18 protein-coding genes are annotated in these 17812 nt (G+C 59.8%); 17 read left to right on the top strand and 1 reads right to left on the bottom strand.

Features of this window, described 5'->3' with window-relative positions; translation table 11 throughout:
* Positions 1 to 44: 44 nt before the first annotated feature.
* Complete coding sequence (locus tag AC097N_RS02810; RefSeq protein ID WP_479579223.1) at positions 45 to 989, bottom strand: LysR family transcriptional regulator; 945 nt, start codon at positions 987 to 989, stop codon at positions 45 to 47.
* A gap of 117 nt (positions 990 to 1106) precedes the next feature.
* Between AC097N_RS02810 and AC097N_RS02805 the strand changes: the two genes are divergently transcribed.
* The 17 genes from AC097N_RS02805 (at position 1107) to AC097N_RS02725 (ending at position 17668) form a co-directional block, all read left to right on the top strand.
* Positions 1107 to 2093, top strand: a complete 987-nt coding sequence (locus tag AC097N_RS02805) for a 2Fe-2S iron-sulfur cluster-binding protein (protein ID WP_479579222.1) — start codon at positions 1107 to 1109, stop codon at positions 2091 to 2093.
* 60 nt (positions 2094 to 2153) lie between these two features.
* Positions 2154 to 3416 carry an aromatic ring-hydroxylating dioxygenase subunit alpha gene (locus tag AC097N_RS02800; RefSeq protein ID WP_479579221.1) on the top strand — a complete coding sequence of 421 codons (1263 nt, stop codon included), beginning with the start codon at positions 2154 to 2156 and terminating at the stop codon, positions 3414 to 3416.
* Between the two features lie 2 nt (positions 3417 to 3418).
* Positions 3419 to 3904 (top strand): aromatic-ring-hydroxylating dioxygenase subunit beta, encoded by a 486-nt coding sequence (locus tag AC097N_RS02795; protein WP_479579220.1) that lies wholly within the window; start codon positions 3419 to 3421, stop codon positions 3902 to 3904.
* 11 nt (positions 3905 to 3915) lie between these two features.
* Positions 3916 to 4230, top strand: a complete 315-nt coding sequence (gene nagAb / locus AC097N_RS02790; RefSeq protein WP_479579219.1) for a naphthalene 1,2-dioxygenase/salicylate 5-hydroxylase systems ferredoxin NagAb — start codon at positions 3916 to 3918, stop codon at positions 4228 to 4230.
* An 83-nt stretch (positions 4231 to 4313) separates the two neighbouring features.
* The gene (locus AC097N_RS02785; protein WP_479579218.1) at positions 4314 to 5486 is read left to right on the top strand and encodes an ABC transporter substrate-binding protein; all 1173 of its coding nucleotides are present in this window, start codon (positions 4314 to 4316) and stop codon (positions 5484 to 5486) included.
* On the top strand, positions 5486 to 6412 hold the full coding sequence (locus tag AC097N_RS02780; protein WP_479579217.1) for a branched-chain amino acid ABC transporter permease: 927 nt from the start codon (positions 5486 to 5488) through the stop codon (positions 6410 to 6412). Before AC097N_RS02785 ends, AC097N_RS02780 begins: the two co-directional genes overlap by 1 nt.
* The gene (locus AC097N_RS02775; protein WP_479579216.1) at positions 6409 to 7365 is read left to right on the top strand and encodes a branched-chain amino acid ABC transporter permease; all 957 of its coding nucleotides are present in this window, start codon (positions 6409 to 6411) and stop codon (positions 7363 to 7365) included. The genes AC097N_RS02780 and AC097N_RS02775 overlap by 4 nt, the downstream gene beginning before the upstream one ends.
* Positions 7362 to 8114, top strand: coding sequence for an ABC transporter ATP-binding protein (locus tag AC097N_RS02770; RefSeq protein WP_479579215.1), 753 nt, complete (start codon positions 7362 to 7364; stop codon positions 8112 to 8114). The genes AC097N_RS02775 and AC097N_RS02770 overlap by 4 nt, the downstream gene beginning before the upstream one ends.
* Positions 8111 to 8830 (top strand): ABC transporter ATP-binding protein, encoded by a 720-nt coding sequence (locus AC097N_RS02765; RefSeq protein WP_479579214.1) that lies wholly within the window; start codon positions 8111 to 8113, stop codon positions 8828 to 8830. The genes AC097N_RS02770 and AC097N_RS02765 overlap by 4 nt, the downstream gene beginning before the upstream one ends.
* 36 nt (positions 8831 to 8866) lie before the next feature.
* Positions 8867 to 9457, top strand: a complete 591-nt coding sequence (locus tag AC097N_RS02760; protein ID WP_479579213.1) for a hemerythrin domain-containing protein — start codon at positions 8867 to 8869, stop codon at positions 9455 to 9457.
* Between the two features lie 19 nt (positions 9458 to 9476).
* Complete coding sequence (locus tag AC097N_RS02755; protein WP_479579212.1) at positions 9477 to 10532, top strand: cupin domain-containing protein; 1056 nt, start codon at positions 9477 to 9479, stop codon at positions 10530 to 10532.
* 62 nt (positions 10533 to 10594) lie between these two features.
* Positions 10595 to 11296, top strand: a complete 702-nt coding sequence (locus AC097N_RS02750) for a fumarylacetoacetate hydrolase family protein (RefSeq protein WP_479579211.1) — start codon at positions 10595 to 10597, stop codon at positions 11294 to 11296.
* A gap of 9 nt (positions 11297 to 11305) precedes the next feature.
* Positions 11306 to 11944, top strand: coding sequence for a maleylacetoacetate isomerase (maiA, locus tag AC097N_RS02745; protein ID WP_479579210.1), 639 nt, complete (start codon positions 11306 to 11308; stop codon positions 11942 to 11944).
* A gap of 36 nt (positions 11945 to 11980) precedes the next feature.
* Positions 11981 to 13180 carry a GAF domain-containing protein gene (locus AC097N_RS02740; RefSeq protein ID WP_479579209.1) on the top strand — a complete coding sequence of 400 codons (1200 nt, stop codon included), beginning with the start codon at positions 11981 to 11983 and terminating at the stop codon, positions 13178 to 13180.
* 211 nt (positions 13181 to 13391) lie between these two features.
* Positions 13392 to 15134: a GMC family oxidoreductase gene (locus AC097N_RS02735; protein WP_479579208.1), complete on the top strand. Its 1743-nt coding sequence runs from the start codon at positions 13392 to 13394 to the stop codon at positions 15132 to 15134.
* Between the two features lie 51 nt (positions 15135 to 15185).
* Positions 15186 to 16637 (top strand): aldehyde dehydrogenase, encoded by a 1452-nt coding sequence (locus AC097N_RS02730; RefSeq protein WP_479579207.1) that lies wholly within the window; start codon positions 15186 to 15188, stop codon positions 16635 to 16637.
* Between the two features lie 128 nt (positions 16638 to 16765).
* Entirely contained in the window at positions 16766 to 17668 is a 903-nt protein-coding gene (locus AC097N_RS02725) for a SphA family protein (protein WP_479579206.1), read from the top strand.
* The last annotated feature ends 144 nt before the right edge of the window (positions 17669 to 17812 follow it).

Genomic DNA, 17812 nt, shown 5'->3' with positions numbered 1-17812 from the left:
AATTTCAGGTCTTCTCCTATTCCATAAGGTGACAATGTTCATCATTAAGTGCCCCGTGTCGCCCGCGACGGCGCTCTCTTGCCGTCACTATCGGCGAACAGTTCTACAAAAAGTTTTCGCATCCACATGTTGGCAGGATCCCGGTTCAATTTAGCATGCCAAAAAAGATTGATTGCAATATCCGGCAAGCGTGCTGGATGCGGCGATGTAGCGAGACCAAAAGGTACCTCGCATCGCTCTGCGAATCGTTCTGGCAAAGTGGAGATGAGATTAGTTGTTTGAAGGATGTGACCCACGGCAATGAAGTGCGGCACCACCAATCGCATCTTGCGTTTGATGCCTGCACGCTCCAGTAAACCATCCACCTCGCCGTGCCCCGTATTTGCAGCAATGACACCAACATGGTCAAGTTCAGAAAATTGCTTTAACGACATTGGCGATTTGGCTACCGGATGATCCTTGCGAAAGACGCACACATACCTGTGGCGAAACAGTCGGCGTTGAAAGAATCCTGCCTGCAGGTTGGGCAATAGGCCTAGCGCCAAATCGACCGTGCCTGATTCCATGTCTTCCTTCAAGTTTCCGGAGTTAGGCCGCACCGTGCTCACACGCACGTTGGGTGCCAACTTGGACAACGCAACCATCAACGGCGGGATGAAGTACATCTCACCAATATCGGTCATTGCCAATTGGAAATTGCGTGCACTGGATAGCGGGTCAAACGAGTCGCGTGTGGTAAACGCTGTTTGGAGCGCGTTCAGCGCATAAATTACGGGCTCTGCCAAATGCAATGCGTACGGCGTGGGTTCCATGCCCCGTGATGTCCGCAAAAACAGCTCGTCCTTTAGTACGGCGCGCAATCGCTTGAGGGCATTGCTAACGGCTGGTTGCGTCAAGCTTAGCTTTTCGGCCGCAGTGGAGACGCTGCGGTCCAAGAGAAGCTGATTGAAGACAACCAGGAGATTCAGGTCAATTTCTCGCAAGTTCATACAAGCCACCTTTATTCACAACGGTGATTCTAACTATTGGATTTGGTTTATCGACTTATATCTCTCGAATCTCCACAATCACGCCAAACAGGAGACATAGGCATCTGCCTTCAAAATATGGAACTCGTCGTAGAACCCCTTAACGTCCGGCTGAATGTGGAAAGCGGTAGCAATCTGCTGGATGTGCTCCGGGCCAACCAATTGCCGATTTCCTACAGCTGCATGTCTGGACGCTGCGGTACCTGCCGCTGCCGCGTTTTGTCTGGCCAGGTGCGCGACAGCGGCCCCGAAGCCGGGCGCCCCCACGCGGGAAAAGACGACTATGTGCTGGCCTGCCAGGCCGTGTTGACCGACAACTGCACCATCGAATTGCCCGAGGTGGATGAGGTGGTCGTGCACACCGCGCGAATTGTGAAGGGCACGGTCACGGCCATTGAAGAAGCCACCCATGACATCCGCCGCATCCGGGTCAAGCTGGCCAAGCCGATTGAATTCAGCGCCGGGCAATATTCCAGCGTGCAGTTCACTCCCGAACACATCCGCCCTTACTCTATGGCTGGTTTGCATGATGACAGCGAATGGGAATTCCAGATTCGCCGGGTACCCGATGGCCGGGTCACCGCCTTCATTTTTGATGAACTGAAAGTCGGTGCGGCCCTTCGTATCAGCGGCCCGCTGGGCACTGCCTATCTGCGGAAAAAACACACCGGCCCCATGCTCTGCGTGGGTGGCGGCACGGGCTTGGCTCCGGTGCTGTCCATCGTGCGGGGCGCCTTGGCGGCCGGCATGCAAAACCCCATTCACCTGTACTTTGGCGTGCGCAGTGCCCAAGACGTGTACGACGCAGACCGCCTGCAGGCCTTGGCAGCGGCGCACCCGAACGTGATCGTCCACATTGTCGTGGCCACCGGAACTACCGGTTCCGGTCATCGCAGCGGGCTGGTCACCGACGCGATTGAAAAAGACCTCGGGGCACTGGCAGGCTGGCGCGCCTATCTGTGCGGCGCCCCTGCCATGGTGGACGCCCTCAACCTGCTCGTGACCCGCATGGGTGTGGAGTCCGGCCATGTCCACGCAGATGCTTTTTATCCCAGTGGCGTCTGACACGCCCTGAATGCACTGACACCCAGGCAACCAAAGCCAAGCAACTAAAGGAGACAAGCGATGAGTGAAACCAACACCGTGTTCCCCGAGAACCCAACATGGCCGGGCGAGGGAACGAGCCGGGTGCCCTTCTGGGCCTATACCCGCGAAGATTTGTACAAGAAGGAATTGGATCGCCTGTTCTATAACGACCACTGGTGCTATGTCGGACTGGAAGCGGAAATCCCCAACGCAGGCGACTTCCGCCGTACCGTGATTGGTGAGCGCTCAGTCGTCATGGTTCGTGATCCGGACGGTGGGGTCAATGTGATCGAAAACGTGTGCGCCCACCGGGGGATGCGATTTTGCCGCGAGCGCAACGGCCATGCCAAGGACTTCCACTGCCCCTACCACCAATGGAACTACAGCCTCAAGGGCGATCTGCAGGGCGTGCCCTTTATTCGCGGCGTCAAGCAAGAGGGCAAAGTCAACGGCGGCATGCCCAAAGACTTCAAGGTGTCAGACCATGGGTTGACCAAACTCAAGGTGGCAGTACGAGGTGGTGTCGTGTTCGCCTCATTCGACCACGACATTGAACCCTTCGAAGAATTTCTGGGCCCCACCATCCTGAAATACTTTGACCGCGTGTTCGATGGCCGTAAGTTGGAGATTCTGGGCTACCGCCGCCAGCGCATTCCGGGCAACTGGAAATTGATGCAAGAGAACATCAAAGACCCGTACCACCCCGGCCTGCTGCATACCTGGTTCTCCACCTTTGGACTGTGGCGCGCGGATAACAAGTCTGAGCTGAAGATGGACGAACACTTCCGCCATGCCGCCATGATTTCCACGCGTGGGCAGGGCGGCAAGAACGCGGATGTGGTGTCCGGTGTGGACAGCTTCAAGGACCAGATGAAGGTGAACGACCCGCGCTTGCTGGACATCGTGCCGGAACCCTGGTGGGGCGGCCCCACGGCGGTGATGACCACGATCTTCCCGAGCGTGATCATCCAGCAGCAGGTCAACAGCGTTTCCACACGTCACATCCAACCCAACGGCCACGGCTCGTTTGACTTTGTTTGGACCCACTTCGGCTTTGCTGATGACACACCAGAGATGAAGGAACGTCGCCTGATCCAGGCCAATCTGTTCGGCCCAGCAGGCTTTGTGTCTGCGGACGACGGTGAGGTTATTGAATGGTCGCAACAAGGCTTTGAACAAAAGCCGGCGCACCGCACGGTCATCGAGATGGGTGGCTATGACATCGCGGACGCGGACCACATGGTCACCGAGACCCTGATTCGTGGCATGTACAACTACTGGCGCAAGGTGATGGGGGAATAACCATGATGGACTTCAAGACTTACTTCGAACTGCTTAACCTCTACAGCGACTACGCCATGGTTTGCGACTCGTCCGAGTGGGAAAAATGGCCCGATTTCTTTGTGGAGGAGGGCACCTACCGCTTGCAGCCGCGCGAGAACTTCGACCAGGGCCTGCCCCTTTGCCTGCTGGCATTGGAGAGCAAGAACATGATTCGCGACCGCGTGTATGGCGTCAAAGAAACCATGTACCACGATCCCTACTACCAGCGCCACATCGTGGGCACGCCGCGTGTGGTGAAGGTGGAGCGCGGCATTGATGGCGACCGCATCACCTCGGAAGCCAACTACACCGTGATCCGCACCAAGTATGACGGCGACTCCACTGTCTTCAATGTCGGCTATTACCACGATGTCATCGTGCGCACACCGGAGGGACTGAAGTTCCAGTCACGCCTGTGCGTGTACGACAGCGAGATGATCGCCAACTCCATTATTTATCCCATTTAAGGATCAGCCTCATGTCTGAAAACTGGATTGATGCTGCTGCCCTGGCTGATGTGCCCGAGGGGGATGTGATTGGCGTGCAGGTGGCGGGCAGGGAGATTGCTTTGTATGAAGTCGAAGGCGAGGTCTTCGCCACCGACAACATCTGCACCCATGGCCACGCGCGTATGAGCGACGGCTTTCTGGAAGGGCGCGAAATAGAGTGCCCCTTGCACCAGGGTCGATTTAATGTCTGTACCGGTCAAGCCCTGTGCGCACCACTCACCGAGAACATCAAAACCTATTCGGTACGCATAGAAAACATGCGCGTGATGTTGAAGCTCGACTGAAATAACTGGCTGAACGCACCCACTGATTTGACGAATGATTGCGCCACCCTGCGGGGGGCGCTTATACCAATGAGGAGACAAATATGAAATTGCATACCATCGCCAAAACTATTGCCTGCAGCACGACCGCTCTGTGTCTGTCCGTAGCGCATGCCGAGATCAAGATCGGCTTTACAGCGCCCTTGTCCGGACCCGTGGCCGCTGTGGGCCAGGACCAGTACGACGGCTTTATGCTGGGCATTGAAGCCCTGGGGAAAAAACTGGGTGGTGAAGCCGTCACGGTCTTGCGTGAAGACGACCAGCTCAAGCCCGAGCTGGGCAACCAGATTGCACGCAAGCTGATTGACCGCGACAAGGTGGACGCCATTGTGGGCTTGGGATTCTCCAATGTGCTGATGGCCAGTCTGCCGCGAATTGTGGAGTCAGGCACCGTAGCCATTGCCACCAATGCGGGTCCGTCCCCACTGGCCGGTGCTGGCTGCCTGCCCAATGTGTTCTCCATGTCCTGGCAAAACGACGGTACCGCTGAGGCCATGGGCAAGTATGCTCAGGACAGCGGCTACAAGCGTATTTACCTGATGGCGCCCAATTACCAGGCCGGCAAGGACTATGTCGCCGGCTTCAAGCGCTACTTCAAGGGCCAGGTGCTTGACGAGGTGTACACCCAAGTCAACCAGCCCGACTATGCGGCAGAGATCGCCCAGTTGCAGGCTGCCGGACCCGATGCCGTGTTCGTGTTCTATCCGGGTGGCATGGGCGTGAACTTCGTCAAGCAGTTCAGCCAGGCCGGCCTGGGGAAAAAGGTTCCGCTGCTGTCCGCCTTTACCGTGGACGGCACGACCTTGCCTTCGCTGCGCGATGCAGCCGTCGGCACCATCTCGGGGGCCATGTGGGATGTGGCGCTGAAGACACCGGGCAACGCTGACTTCATTGCCAGCTTCAGCAAGAAGTACGGTCGCGTTCCCAGTCATTACGCGGCTGTTGCCTATGACACGGCCAAACTGCTGGACATTGCCGTGCGCAAGGTCAAGGGCAATACCGCTGACAAGGCGGCATTCGCTGCCGCAGTTAAGTCCGCCGGTGCCGAGCTGAAGTCCATCCGCGGTCCGTTCCGGTTCAACACCAACAACATGCCGGTGCAGAACTACTACGCCTTCCAGACCGTCAAGGAAGGCAGCGAGGTCACAGTCAAGCAGTTGGGCACGCCATTGCCTGGCCACCAGGATGCTTACGTAGCGCTGTGCAAGGCTAAGTGATGTCGGCTTCCCTGCTCATCGCGCAGTTGCTCAACGGCCTGCAGTACGGCGTCATGCTGTTTCTGCTGGCCGCCGGCCTGACGCTGGTGTTCGGGATCATGAGCTTTGTCAACCTGGCCCATGGTTCGCTGTACATGCTGGGCGCCTATGCGGCGGCCGTGGTGGGCGGGTACACCGGCTCTTTCGCACTCGGAGTGCTGGCGGCGGTAGTCACCGGTGTGGTGGTGGGCATGATGCTGGAATGGGTGGCTGTGTCCCGCCTGTACCGGCGTGACCACCTCGACCATGTGCTGGCGACCTTTGGCCTGGTGCTCTTCTTCAATGAAGTGGTACGCATGGTCTGGGGCCCGCAGCCCATGTTTGTCACGCTGCCCGAATCGCTCTCCGGCACGGTCGAATTCATGGGCTTCAGCTACCCCAGCTACCGATTCCTGATCATTGCCGTCGGCCTGGTGGTGGCTGCTGGCAGCCAGTGGCTGATCCACAAGACCCGAGTCGGCATGCTGATCCGAGCCGGTTCGGTCAACCCGCAGATGGTGGGTGCTTTGGGTGTCAACATCGGCCTGCTGAACGCCATGCTGTTCGCACTGGGCTCGGCTCTCGCGGCCCTGGCCGGCGCCATGGCCGGGCCGATTTTGTCGGTGCAAAGCGGTATGGGCGAGCCCGTACTTATCACGACGCTGGTGGTGATCGTGATTGGCGGCATTGGCTCCGTGCATGGTGCGCTCTATGCCGGCATCATTGTTGGCCTGGTCGATACGCTGGGACGCACCTTTTTGCCCATGATCATCCGCGCCTTTGCCGACAGAGAAGTCGCCAACGCCGCCGGTCCCGCCCTTGCCTCCATGCTGATTTACGTGCTGATGGCCGTGATCCTGGCCTGGCGTCCGCAAGGCCTGTTTCCCGCCAACAAGGCCAAGTCATGAAGAACCTGCTACGTCCGGCACAGCTCATACCGGTGCTGTTGCTGCTGGCCCTGGCCGTGCTGCCGCCGGTTGCCACGGCCATGGATGACAACTTCTGGGTGGCCTTCTTTGCCCGCGTCCTGGTCTACGCCATCGCAGCCAGCGCGCTGAACATTGCGCTGGGTTTTGGTGGCCTGGTCAGCCTGGGGCACGCCCTGTTTATCGGCATTGGCATGTACAGCGTTTCGCTGCCAGCTTTCTATGGTGTGTCTTCCGGATGGGTGCATCTGGCAGCCTGTGTGCTGGTGTGTGCCGTGGTGGGCGGCGCGACCGGCCTGATTAGCCTGCGCACCTCGGGCATTGCCTTCATCATGATCACACTGGCTTTTGCACAAATGGGCTACTTCGTCATTGTTAGCCTCAAGCAATATGGCGGTGACGATGGCATGGGCATTGCAGTTGCCAGTGAATTTTTCGGCCTGCAACTGAACACGCCCATGGCCGTCTACTACTGTGCCTGGGGTGTGTTGGTTGCGTTGACCTGGTGGGTTTTGCGCCTGCGGGCCTCTCCCTTTGGCATGGCTTTGCGCGCCGGTCGCCAGAATGCCCGTCGTGTCATGTCCGTCGGCCTGGCGCTGCAGCGCTACCAGTTGGCCGCCTACACGCTGTCGGCCGTGCTCTGCGGAGTGGCCGGCATGCTGCTGGCCAATCTGAATGCCTATGCGTCACCCAGCAGCATGGCCTGGACGGTGTCGGGCGAGCTCATCGTCATGGTGGTGTTGGGTGGCTTGGGCAGCGTCTTTGGCCCCTTCCTGGGTGCCTTGACCTTTCTCGGAACGGAAGAAGTACTGAAGGCCGCCACCGAGCATTGGATGGCCGTGTTTGGCCTGGCCATTCTGGCGGTCGCCATGCTGGGCAAAACCGGCCTGGTAGGCTGGCTGCAGAACCGCTCCGCCAAGAAAGGCACCGCATGAAAACACTGTTGCAAACAGAAGCCCTGACCAAGCGCTATGGCGCGATCCTGGTCACGGACAAGGTGTCGCTGGACGTGAGGGAAGGCGAACTGCATGCCATCATTGGCCCCAACGGTGCAGGCAAGACCACGTTGATCAACCAGCTGTCGGGCGAGCTGCGCTCGGACAGCGGGCGCATCCGCTTCGGCGATGAAGATGTGAGCGCATTGGGCATCAATGCCCGTGCCCGCCTGGGGCTGGTGCGCTCCTACCAGATCACCTCGGTGTTCGACGAATTCACTGTATTGGAAAATGCTACGCTGGCCGCCCTGGGTGCCCGCACTCATGCCTTCCGGTTCTGGCAATCGCTGCTGGGGGACCGTGAGGCCCTGGCCGCCGCGCAGGAAGGCATAGAGGCAGCGGGCCTCAGCGCGCGCAGCCAGGCGCTGGCATCCGAACTGGGCTACGGTGAGCGTCGCCAACTGGAGCTGGCCATGGCGCTGGCCGCGCGGCCCAAGTTCTTGTTGCTCGATGAGCCCATGGCGGGCATGAGCGTGCAGGAGTCGGCCGCCGTGGTGGCACTGCTGCAGTCGCTGAAGCGCAAGTACACGATTCTGCTGGTCGAGCATGACATGAACGCCGTGTTCGCCCTGGCTGACCGCATCAGCGTGTTGGTGTACGGCCGCCTGATGGTGACGGGCACACCCGAGGAAATCCGTGGCAATGCGGAAGTGCGCGCCATTTACCTCGGTGAAGAGGAGATCGCATGAGTCTGCAACCCCTGTTGAAGGTGACGGGTTTGAAGGCAGGTTACGGCGCCGCCCAGGTGCTGTTTGGTGTGGACCTGTCGGTGGCCGAAGGTGAGGTCATTACCTTGCTTGGGCGCAACGGCATGGGCCGCTCCACCACCATCAAGTGCCTGTTCGGTTTACTGGAGCCCAAGGCGGGTGCAATCGAATTTGGCGGTAAACGCACCGAAGGTCTGCCGTCCCACCAGATTGCCAAGCTGGGTCTGGGCCTGGTGCCGGAAGGCCGCCAGATTTTTCCGAACCTGACGGTGGAAGAAAACCTGGTTGCCACGGCGCGCAGCAATGCCGCCAACGGCCTCAAGCACTGGAGTCTGGAGCGGGTCTACGGCTTCTTTCCGCGCCTGCAGGAGCGGCGCAACAACATGGGCTCACAACTCTCGGGCGGAGAACAGCAGATGCTGGCCATCGGCCGCGCCCTGATGACCAACCCGCGGCTGGTGGTGCTGGACGAAGCCACCGAAGGCCTGGCGCCACTGATTCGCACCGAGATCTGGCGTGCGCTGGGGGAGCTGAAGAATGAAGGCCTGTCCCTGATCGTGATCGACAAAAACCTGGGCCCCTTGCTGGATCTGGCAGACCGCCACTTCGTGTTGGAAAAAGGCTTGGTCGTCTGGTCCGGTACTTCCAGCGAACTGCGGGCTGAGCCGCGCATCGTGCATGAGTACCTGGGTGTTTAAGGCTAGCAAACCCTGCGACTGCGCAGGGAGGAACACATGAGCGACTCCAAGTCCAAAGCCATCGGCATCATTCGCGCGGAGCATCGCGCCCTGGGCGCGGTGATCAACAACATCAAGGCGATGTTGCAAGAGGTGCAAGCAGAGCGCATGGTCATGGATTTCCGGTTGTTTTGGGCCATGGTCTATTACATCGATGCTTTCCCCGACCGCTTGCACCACCCCAAGGAAGACGACTGGCTGTTTGCCTGCCTGAAACAACGCACGCAACTGGCCGATAGCCTGATTGACTCCCTGCAGAGCCAGCACCAGGCTGAGCTGGCAGCGTTGGCGGGCATGCGTCGTGATCTGGGCAACTTCGAAGCCGGGGTACTCGGCAGTCTGGAAGCCTTGCAGGCCACCGTTGCCGCCTACGCTGACTTCACCTGGAAGCATTTGCGTGCGGAGGAAAACGAACTCCTCCCGCTGGCAGAAGCTCACTTGCTGGCGTCAGACTGGGACGCGATTGCCCATGCCTTTGCGCAAAACGCAGACCCACTGATGGGCTCAACAGACAAAACGTTGTTTGACGCCTTGTTTCACGACATCGTCAACCGCACACCCGCGCCCCTTGGTTTGGGCGCAGCCTGACTTATACCGGAGAACACACATGGAAGAAAACAACCGTTTTGACACCCTGGGGCGTCTGGAAGACCTGCCGCAGACCTACCGCGACCAACTCACTAAGCGTAATCTAGTTCCCCTATGGCCCAGCTTGCGCGGCGTGTTGCCGCCGAATATCCCGACGCGCAAGACACAGACCACGCATTGGCCCTATAGCGAGATTCGCGAGCTGTTGATACAGGCCGGTGAATTGACACCCATCGAGAAGGCCGAGCGCCGCGTACTGGTGCTGGCCAATCCAGGTCACGGCCTGACCAACATGCAGGCGAGTGCTGCCATGTACCTGGGCATGCAACTGTTGTTGCCTGGAGAGCTGGCGCCGGTGCACCGTCACACGCCCAATGCCGTGCGCATGGTGGTGGAAGGTGACGGTGCCTGGACGCTGGTGGGGGGAGAAAAATGCCCCATGCAGCGCGGTGACCTGATCCTCACGCCCACCGGCCTTTGGCACGAGCACGGCCATGACGGCAAAGACCCGGTGATCTGGCTGGATGTGCTGGACCTGCCCCTGGTCTACTACACCGAAACCTCCTACCACCTAGAAGGCCCCAGCCAGAGCGTCACCGAGGGCCAGGGCTTCAAGGCCTATGCCCGTGGCGGTGTTGTGCCCACCAAGGTATTCCAGCGTTCGGACAAGGCCTACCCCATGCTGCGCTACCCTTGGGTCGATGCCAAAGCGGCACTGCTGTCGCTGGCTGAAGAACAGACCACCTCCGACGCGGTGCAGGTCACCTATGTCAACCCCGAGACCGGCGCCGATGTGGAAAACATCCTGGGCTTCTATGCGCTGATGCTGCGCCCCGGCGAGAGCTTGCGCCTGCCGGCACGCTCGCCCGCCCAAGTGTTTCACCAGATCGAAGGCCAGACTGATGTGCAGGTGGAAACCACCGCCTTCACCCTGGTCGAGGCAGACACCTGCTGTGCGCCCGGCTATACCGCAGTTACCCTGAAGAACCGCTCTGCCACGGAACCCGCCTTCCTGTTTGTGGCGGATGAAGCGCCACTGCACCGCAAGCTGGGTGTGTACGAGAACCGGGGCTGAGTCTCGCCACGCATTCCTGCAGACATCCCGATAGAACCCTTTCAACCTTTTTTGGAAAAACCATGACCCAATACCTGTTTAGCCCCCCATCCGCCATGTCCGCGCCCATTCATGGGCTGGATGCCCGTTTTCCGATCAACCGCCTGTTCTTTGTCGGCCGCAACTACCACGCCCACGCGGTGGAAATGGGCCGTCCGGTGGACAAGTCGGTGGAACGCCCGTTCTACTTCACCAAGGCGCCGCAGACCCTGACGATTTCGGGCAGCACCGTGGCCTACCCTCCCGAGACTAGCAACTACCATTTCGAGATGGAGATGGTGGTGGCCATTGGCAAGGCGGGCTTTCGCGTCAAGGCGGAAGACGCCCACACGCTGATCTATGGCTACGCCGCGGGCCTGGACATGACGCGCCGCGACCTGCAACTGGTAGCCCGCGACAAGGGCCGACCCTGGGACCTGGGCAAAGACGTGGAGCAATCGTCTGTGTGCTCGGAAATCGTGCCCATGGAAGGCGTGATCATTGACAGCGGCGCCATCGCCCTGGAAGTCAACGGCCAGACCAAGCAGTCGTCCGATGTGGACAAGCTGATCTGGAATGTGCGTGAACTGATTGCCGACCTCTCGCTGTTCTACCACCTGCAACCTGGCGACCTGATTTACACCGGCACGCCCGAAGGCGTGGGCCCGGTGGTGGCGGGTGACAAGATCACCGGCCGCGTGGCCGGTGTGGCCGAAGTGGCCCTGACGGTTGGCGCGCCCGAATAGGCCGGCGCGATGAAGCTCTACAACTTCTTTCGCAGCGGCACCTCGCACCGCCTGCGAATTGCGCTCAACCTCAAAGGTCTGAGCTGCGACTACGTGGCGGTGGACCTGCGCAAGAACGAACACCATGGCGCGGCCTTCAAGGCGCTCAACCCGCAGGGCCTGGTGCCGGCGCTGGTGGATGGCGAGCAGGTGCTGACGCAGTCCGTGGCCATCATCGAATGGCTGGAAGAACGCTACCCCACGCCCGCCTTGCTGCCCACCGATGTGAATGACCGGGCCCATGTGCGGGCGCTGGCGGCGTTGGTCGGTTGCGATATCCACCCCGTGAACAACAAACGCATTCTGGACACACTGCGTGCCAGCTTCGGTGCGGATGACGCGGCCATCAACCAGTGGTGCGGCAGATGGATCAGCGATGGTTTTGATGCCTATGAAGCCCTGCTGGCGGCCGACACCCGGCGCGCCGGTTTCAGCTTTGGCAATGCGCCCGGCTTGGCCGATGCCTACCTGATTCCGCAAGTTGAGAGCGCACGCCGTTTCAAGGTGGATCTGGGACGTTGGCCATTCATCATGGCAGTGGAAGCGAACTGCAATGCCCTGGAGGCTTTCCAGCGCGCAGCACCCATGGCGCAACCGGACGCATCGTAATTGACATAGCATCAGCCACTTCTTGAAGGACCGGCCATGCAATCCCTCTTCTTTTCTACCCAGGCGGACCGGATTGCACTGGCGCGCCAGCGGTATTTTGAAGAAGGTGAGCTGCTCTCAGGTGTGGTCAGCGAGGCCGTGTTCCAGTCCTGGGCCCGCTGCCTAAGGCTGAAGCAGGACCCGCGCGGGCAGTTGGAGTTCCAGCCGGTGTCCGCCAGTCGGGCGCAGCTGGCCTTGCAGAAGAATCGCCTGCTGCGCGATGCCTGGTTGGCAGAAGCCACTGAGCTCGACGCGGTGCTGGGGGCCACGAATTGCGGCGCCATGCTGACCGACCCCAGCGGGGTATTGATCGGGGCGACCTGCTCACGTCGCGTGCATGAAAAGGTTACGCCGGTGGCGCACCGCATAGGCGTCAACTTCGCCGAAGAGGCCGTAGGAACTACTGCGCCTGGCATTGTCGCGCGCACCGGCAAACAGGCCTCTGTACAGGGGGCTGAGCACTTCTCCGAGAGTGTCAACTTCATGCACTGCGCGGCCGCCCCCATTCGCGACATCCATGGCAATCTGGCCGGTGTGCTGGACATGTCCAGCGAAGGGATTGCCTTTAATTTTGATGCGGCATCTGTGGTGGGCCTGTACGCGTCTTCCATCGAAAACCGTTTGCTGTTATCCCAATCCGGTGAGCACCTGATCGTGCGCTTCCAGATTTCTACGGCTATGCTGGATACGCCCATGGCGGGCCTGATGGGAGTGGATATGCAGGGCCGCATTGTCTGGCGTAACGCAGCGGCGTCCAGGCTATTGGGTATGGCCCCGGACGGCGAGCAGACCGGTTCCAGCAAAGTGGACGAGATTTTGCAAAGCAGCTTTTCGGAACTGGCCTCCAGCCGAGGTGGCTCCCATTCCTTGTTGCGCTTGCCAAACGGATTGCAGGTGCATGTGCGTTGTGAACTGCAAGCGCGCGACGGCCACCGCCAACTCTTTGCTGTTGGCAAGCCATCGCAAGAAACCCCATCGGTGGACATCAGCGCGGACATTTCGTTACCCGGTGTGAGCGTGCCGGAGCAAGACTCAGCGCCGCCTGCAGTCGAGCCACCTGAGCCCGCCAGTCTGCGTGATGCCGATGTGGATTTGATCGCCAGAACGCTGAAAGAGTGCGGTGGCAATGTCTCCGCAGCGGCCCGCAAGCTGCGGGTGTCTCGCGGTCTGATTTACCGCAGAACGCAGGGCGCGTAGACACCTATTGCGCATGGCCTGCGGACTTGGCCTGGGTGCTCTTTGGCGCCCCAGTTGTTCTCATATGGAACAACCAGGTACTAGGGAAATCCCGATGTATTTGGAGTGGCGACAAATTTTTAAAGTGCATGTTCGGTGGCGCAGTGTGTGCGCATGGCAAGTGCCACTGGAGACAGCACTTTTAACCACTACCCATTCAAAACGCATGACCATGAATACCGATTCACAAAACCCGAATTCCCCATCCGATGGCTTGCTGGAGCATCTTGAGCGCGCCCTGATTGCCGGTCGCATGAGTCGCCGTGGCTTTATGCGCACAGCCACTGCTGCAGGCTTCTCCACTATTGGACTGAGCGCTTTGGCCGACGAACTGGATGCCATTCGCGCCAACCAAAACGAGCGCAGCGCCAAGCTGCAAGCGGCCTATGACTATGTAGTGGTTGGTGCCGGTTCAGCGGCCTGTGCGCTGGTGGGGCGATTGGCAACGCGCAAGGACGCCTCCATTCTCATGATCGAGGCTGGCGACTGGGACGTGGCGTCTTCGGTGATGGACCCCAGCGTATGGTTCAGCAACCTGGGCTCGGAGCGCGACTGGAAGGACGTTGCCCTGGCCGCACCCAGCACCAACAACCGCGCTATTCCAGAACACATGGGCCGCGTGGTGGGTGGCGGCAGTAGCATCAATGCAACCATTTGGGCACGCCCCTTCAAGGCCGACCTGGAGTTCTGGGCCGATGTCAGTGGCGATCGCGCCTGGGGCTACGAGTCCGGGCTGGAAATCTACCGTCGCATGGAAAACTGGCAGGGCGCACCGGACGCCCGTTACCGCGGCAAAAACGGCCCCGTATGGTGCCAGCCGGCCAATAACCCGCACCCCGTGGCACCCGCCATGCTGGAGGCTTGCCGTGCCCTGGGCTACCCGGTGTTTTCCGACCAAAATGGCGTGCGTGAAGAAGGCGGCATTGGCTTCGCGTTGATGAACCAGATCATCCGTGATGGCCGCCGCCAGAGCATGGCCCGCTCCTACCTGTACCCGATTTTGTCGCGTCCCAATGTCACGGTGATCGTCAACACCCATGTGGACCGATTGACCTTTGCCGGCACCAAGGTCACCGGTGTGCAGATCGCCACTGCGGCTGGCCCCAAGAACATCAGCGCCAACACTGAGGTGATTGTCAGCGCCGGCGGCATCAACACGCCCAAGCTGCTGATGCTCAGCGGCATTGGCGACGAGGCCAAGCTGAGCCAGCACGGCATCAAGACACTGGTGAATGCCAAGGAAGTGGGCCGCAACTTCCAGGATCATATCCTGCACGGCGGCTGCATCTGGGAGCCCAAGGAACACATTCCGCACCGCAACAGCGCGGCCAATGCAGCGGGCTTTCTCAAGAGCCAGGCATCTTTGGTATCGCCCGACGTCAACCTGGTGCAGATCGAGCTGCCCTATGCCAGCGATGTGGTCGGCAAAGAGTATTCGCCTCCCGGCACCAGCTGGGCGTTGTGCGCCGGCCTGGTGGCACCCAAGAGCCGTGGCGAGATCCGCCTGAGCTCGGTCAACCCTGCCGATCGCCCGGTGGTCGATGCCCGCTTCATGAGCCATCCTGATGACGTCAAGGCCCTGGCCTTTGGCATTGAGGTGTGCCGCGAGATTGGCAACTCGGCCGCCATGAAAGACTTTGTGAAGCGCGAAGTGGCGCCCGGCAAGAAACTCACCGGCAAAGCCATGGAAGACTTTGTGCGTAATGGCGCCACCACCTACTTCCACCAGTCCGGCACCTGCCGCATGGGCCGGGACGGCGAGGCTGTGGTGGACAGCATGCTGCGCGTGAACGGTGTGCAGGGCCTGCGCATTGCCGACAGCTCCATCATGCCGCGAATTCCCGGCGTGGCCACCATGGCGACCTGCGCCCTGATTGGCGAACGCATGGCCGACATCCTGACCCAGGGCGCCTAAGCCGTGCAGTCAACCCGAATAACCCCGAAGCATTAACCCAAGGAAAACAGCATGGAATCCCAACTCATTATTGACAACCAGACCGTGGCTGCCAAGTCCGGCGCCACCTTCACCCGCAACCACCCCGATAGCGGTGAAGTGATCACCAACGCTGCCGCCGGTGGTGTGGAAGATGCGGTGGCTGCGGTCAACTCGGCCCAGACCGCCTTCCTGAGCTGGCGCAACAGCGCGCCCTCAGAGCGCCGCCGCCTGCTGCTCAAGGCCGCTGATGTGCTGGAATCCAAGACGCCGCAATTCATTGAGGTGATGGCCGCCGAAGTGGGCGCCGCTGCCCTGTGGGCCGGCTTTAACGTGCACTTGGCCGCCAACCTGTTCCGCGAAGCCGCCTCCATGGTCACCCAGATCCAGGGTGAAACCATTCCCACCGACAAGCCTGGTGCACTGTCCATGACCGTGCGTCAGCCCGTGGGCGTGGTCCTGAGCATCGTGCCATGGAATGGGCCCGTGGTGTTGGCCGCCCGTGCCATTGCCTACCCGATTGCCTGCGGCAACACCGTGGTATTCCGTGCATCGGAAGCCAGCCCCAAAACCCATTTGCTGGTGGCCGATGCGCTGGTGGAAGCCGGCTTCCCACCCGGTGTTTTGAACGTGGTGACCAATGCGCCGAAGGATGCGCCGGAAGTTATCGATGCGCTGATCGCGCACAATGCGGTGCGCCGTATCAACTTTACCGGCTCCACCCGCGTGGGCCGCATCATTGCGCAAAAGGCGGCCACCCATTTGAAGCGTTGCCTGCTGGAACTGGGCGGCAAGTCGCCCCAGGTGGTGCTGGACGATGCCAACATCGACGAAGCCGTGAAGGCCGCGGTGTTTGGCTCTTTCCTCTACCAAGGCCAGATTTGCATGTCCACCGAACGCCTGGTTGTGGACGAGGCAGTTGCTGATGAGTTTGTCGCCAAGTTTGCGGCCCGCGCCAAGGAATTGGTGATGGGAGACCCGCGCGTTAACCCTGGTTGCGTGATCGGCCCCATGGTGGCCAGCGAATCGGGCACGCGCCTGAACGCCATGATTGACGATGCCCTGGCCAAGGGTGCTGTCCTGGCGTGCGGTGGTAAGGCGAATGGAGCCATCATGTCGGCGACCATCGTGGACCATGTCAAACCCGGCATGACCATCTATGGCGACGAAACCTTCGGCCCCATCACCACTGTGGTCCGCGTCAAGGGTGTGGAAGAGGCCGTGGCCGTAGCCAACGACAGCGACTATGGACTGTCCGCTGCCGTCTTTGGACGTGATGTGACCCGCGCACTGGGCGTGGCCATGCGCATCGAATCAGGATCGGTGCACGTCAACGGCTCCACCGTACAGAACGAAGCGCAGGCCCCGTACGGTGGCACCAAGAACAGCGGCTACGGCAAGTTTGATGGCCGTGCGGTCATCGATGAATTCACTGAACTCAAATGGATCACCATCGAGCCATCGGTGCAGCAGTATCCGGTCTAAATGAAGGTTGATGGTGGGGCGCTAGCGCCCCGCTGTCCATTGCATTCTTTCAGCGCATCGGCTGGTATTGACCCATCGTCCCGAGTCAGGCGAGTGGGTCATATTCTCAAAATAAACAGGAGACAAAAATGAAGACTTGTAACAATCTGAAATGGACCACACTGGCAGCAGCGATCTTGCTGTCCGCCTTGGGTAGCGCCGCACAGGCGACCGAGGGCGGCGGTGGAGTCTATCCCAACGGCAATGAAGGTTACCTGGCCGGCGCATTGCCACCTCCTGGCACCTACTACCTGACCTATGCATCCCACTATGAAGCGTCTACCTTGCGGGACAACAGCGGAAACAAGATTCCCCTGAATTTCAATGTGCAGGCGGATGCCCTTGCCTTGCGAGTAGTTCACGTAACAGAGCGGCAGATCTTGGGTGGACAGTTGCTGTTCCACGCTATCGCACCCTTAGTCAATCTCAAGGTTCAGGTGGGCACTGCCAACGGCAGCACCTCAGGCCTGGCAGATATGGTGTTCGGCACGGGACTGGGCTACCACGCATCAGATAAGCTGCACTATGTGTGGGCTGTGGATGTCACCGCGCCCACAGGCAGCTATGACAGCAGCAAAGTGGCCAACCTCAGCCGGAACTACTGGAATATCGAACCAGTATTCGCCTTGTCCTATGTTCAGCCGAAGGGCTTCAATGGAGATGTGAAAATCATGTATGACTTCAATGGAGTCAACAACACGACCAACTACCGTTCCGGACAAGAGCTCCATGCCGACTATTCCGCAGGATGGGCCCTGGGCAATGGGTGGACGTTAGGTGTGGGTGGTTATATCTACCAGCAGACTACCGATGACCAGCAAAATGGCGCAACCGTTGCCAACAGTAAGGGCAAGGCCTATGCATTCGGCCCTGCCGTCAAATACGACAGTGGCAAGGGTTGGTTTCTAACGGCAAAGTTTGAGCAGGAATATGGCGTAGTGAACCGCACAGAAGGGTCAGGCTTCAAGATCAAGGCCCTACTGCCCTTTTGACCGGTACATTGCACCGCATCCATTTAAGGCAATGCTGATTAAGGTCCACGCCACCCGAGGGTGAAACGTTACATGTCAATGAAACAACAAACCTTGGCGATGGCCGCCGATCAAGGCTCAGGATACGAGCAGTACCGCAAGCCC

It is taken from the genome of Rhodoferax sp. LS1R11 (genome assembly GCF_056521395.1).
This window is presented reverse-complemented; position numbering and strand designations above follow the sequence as displayed.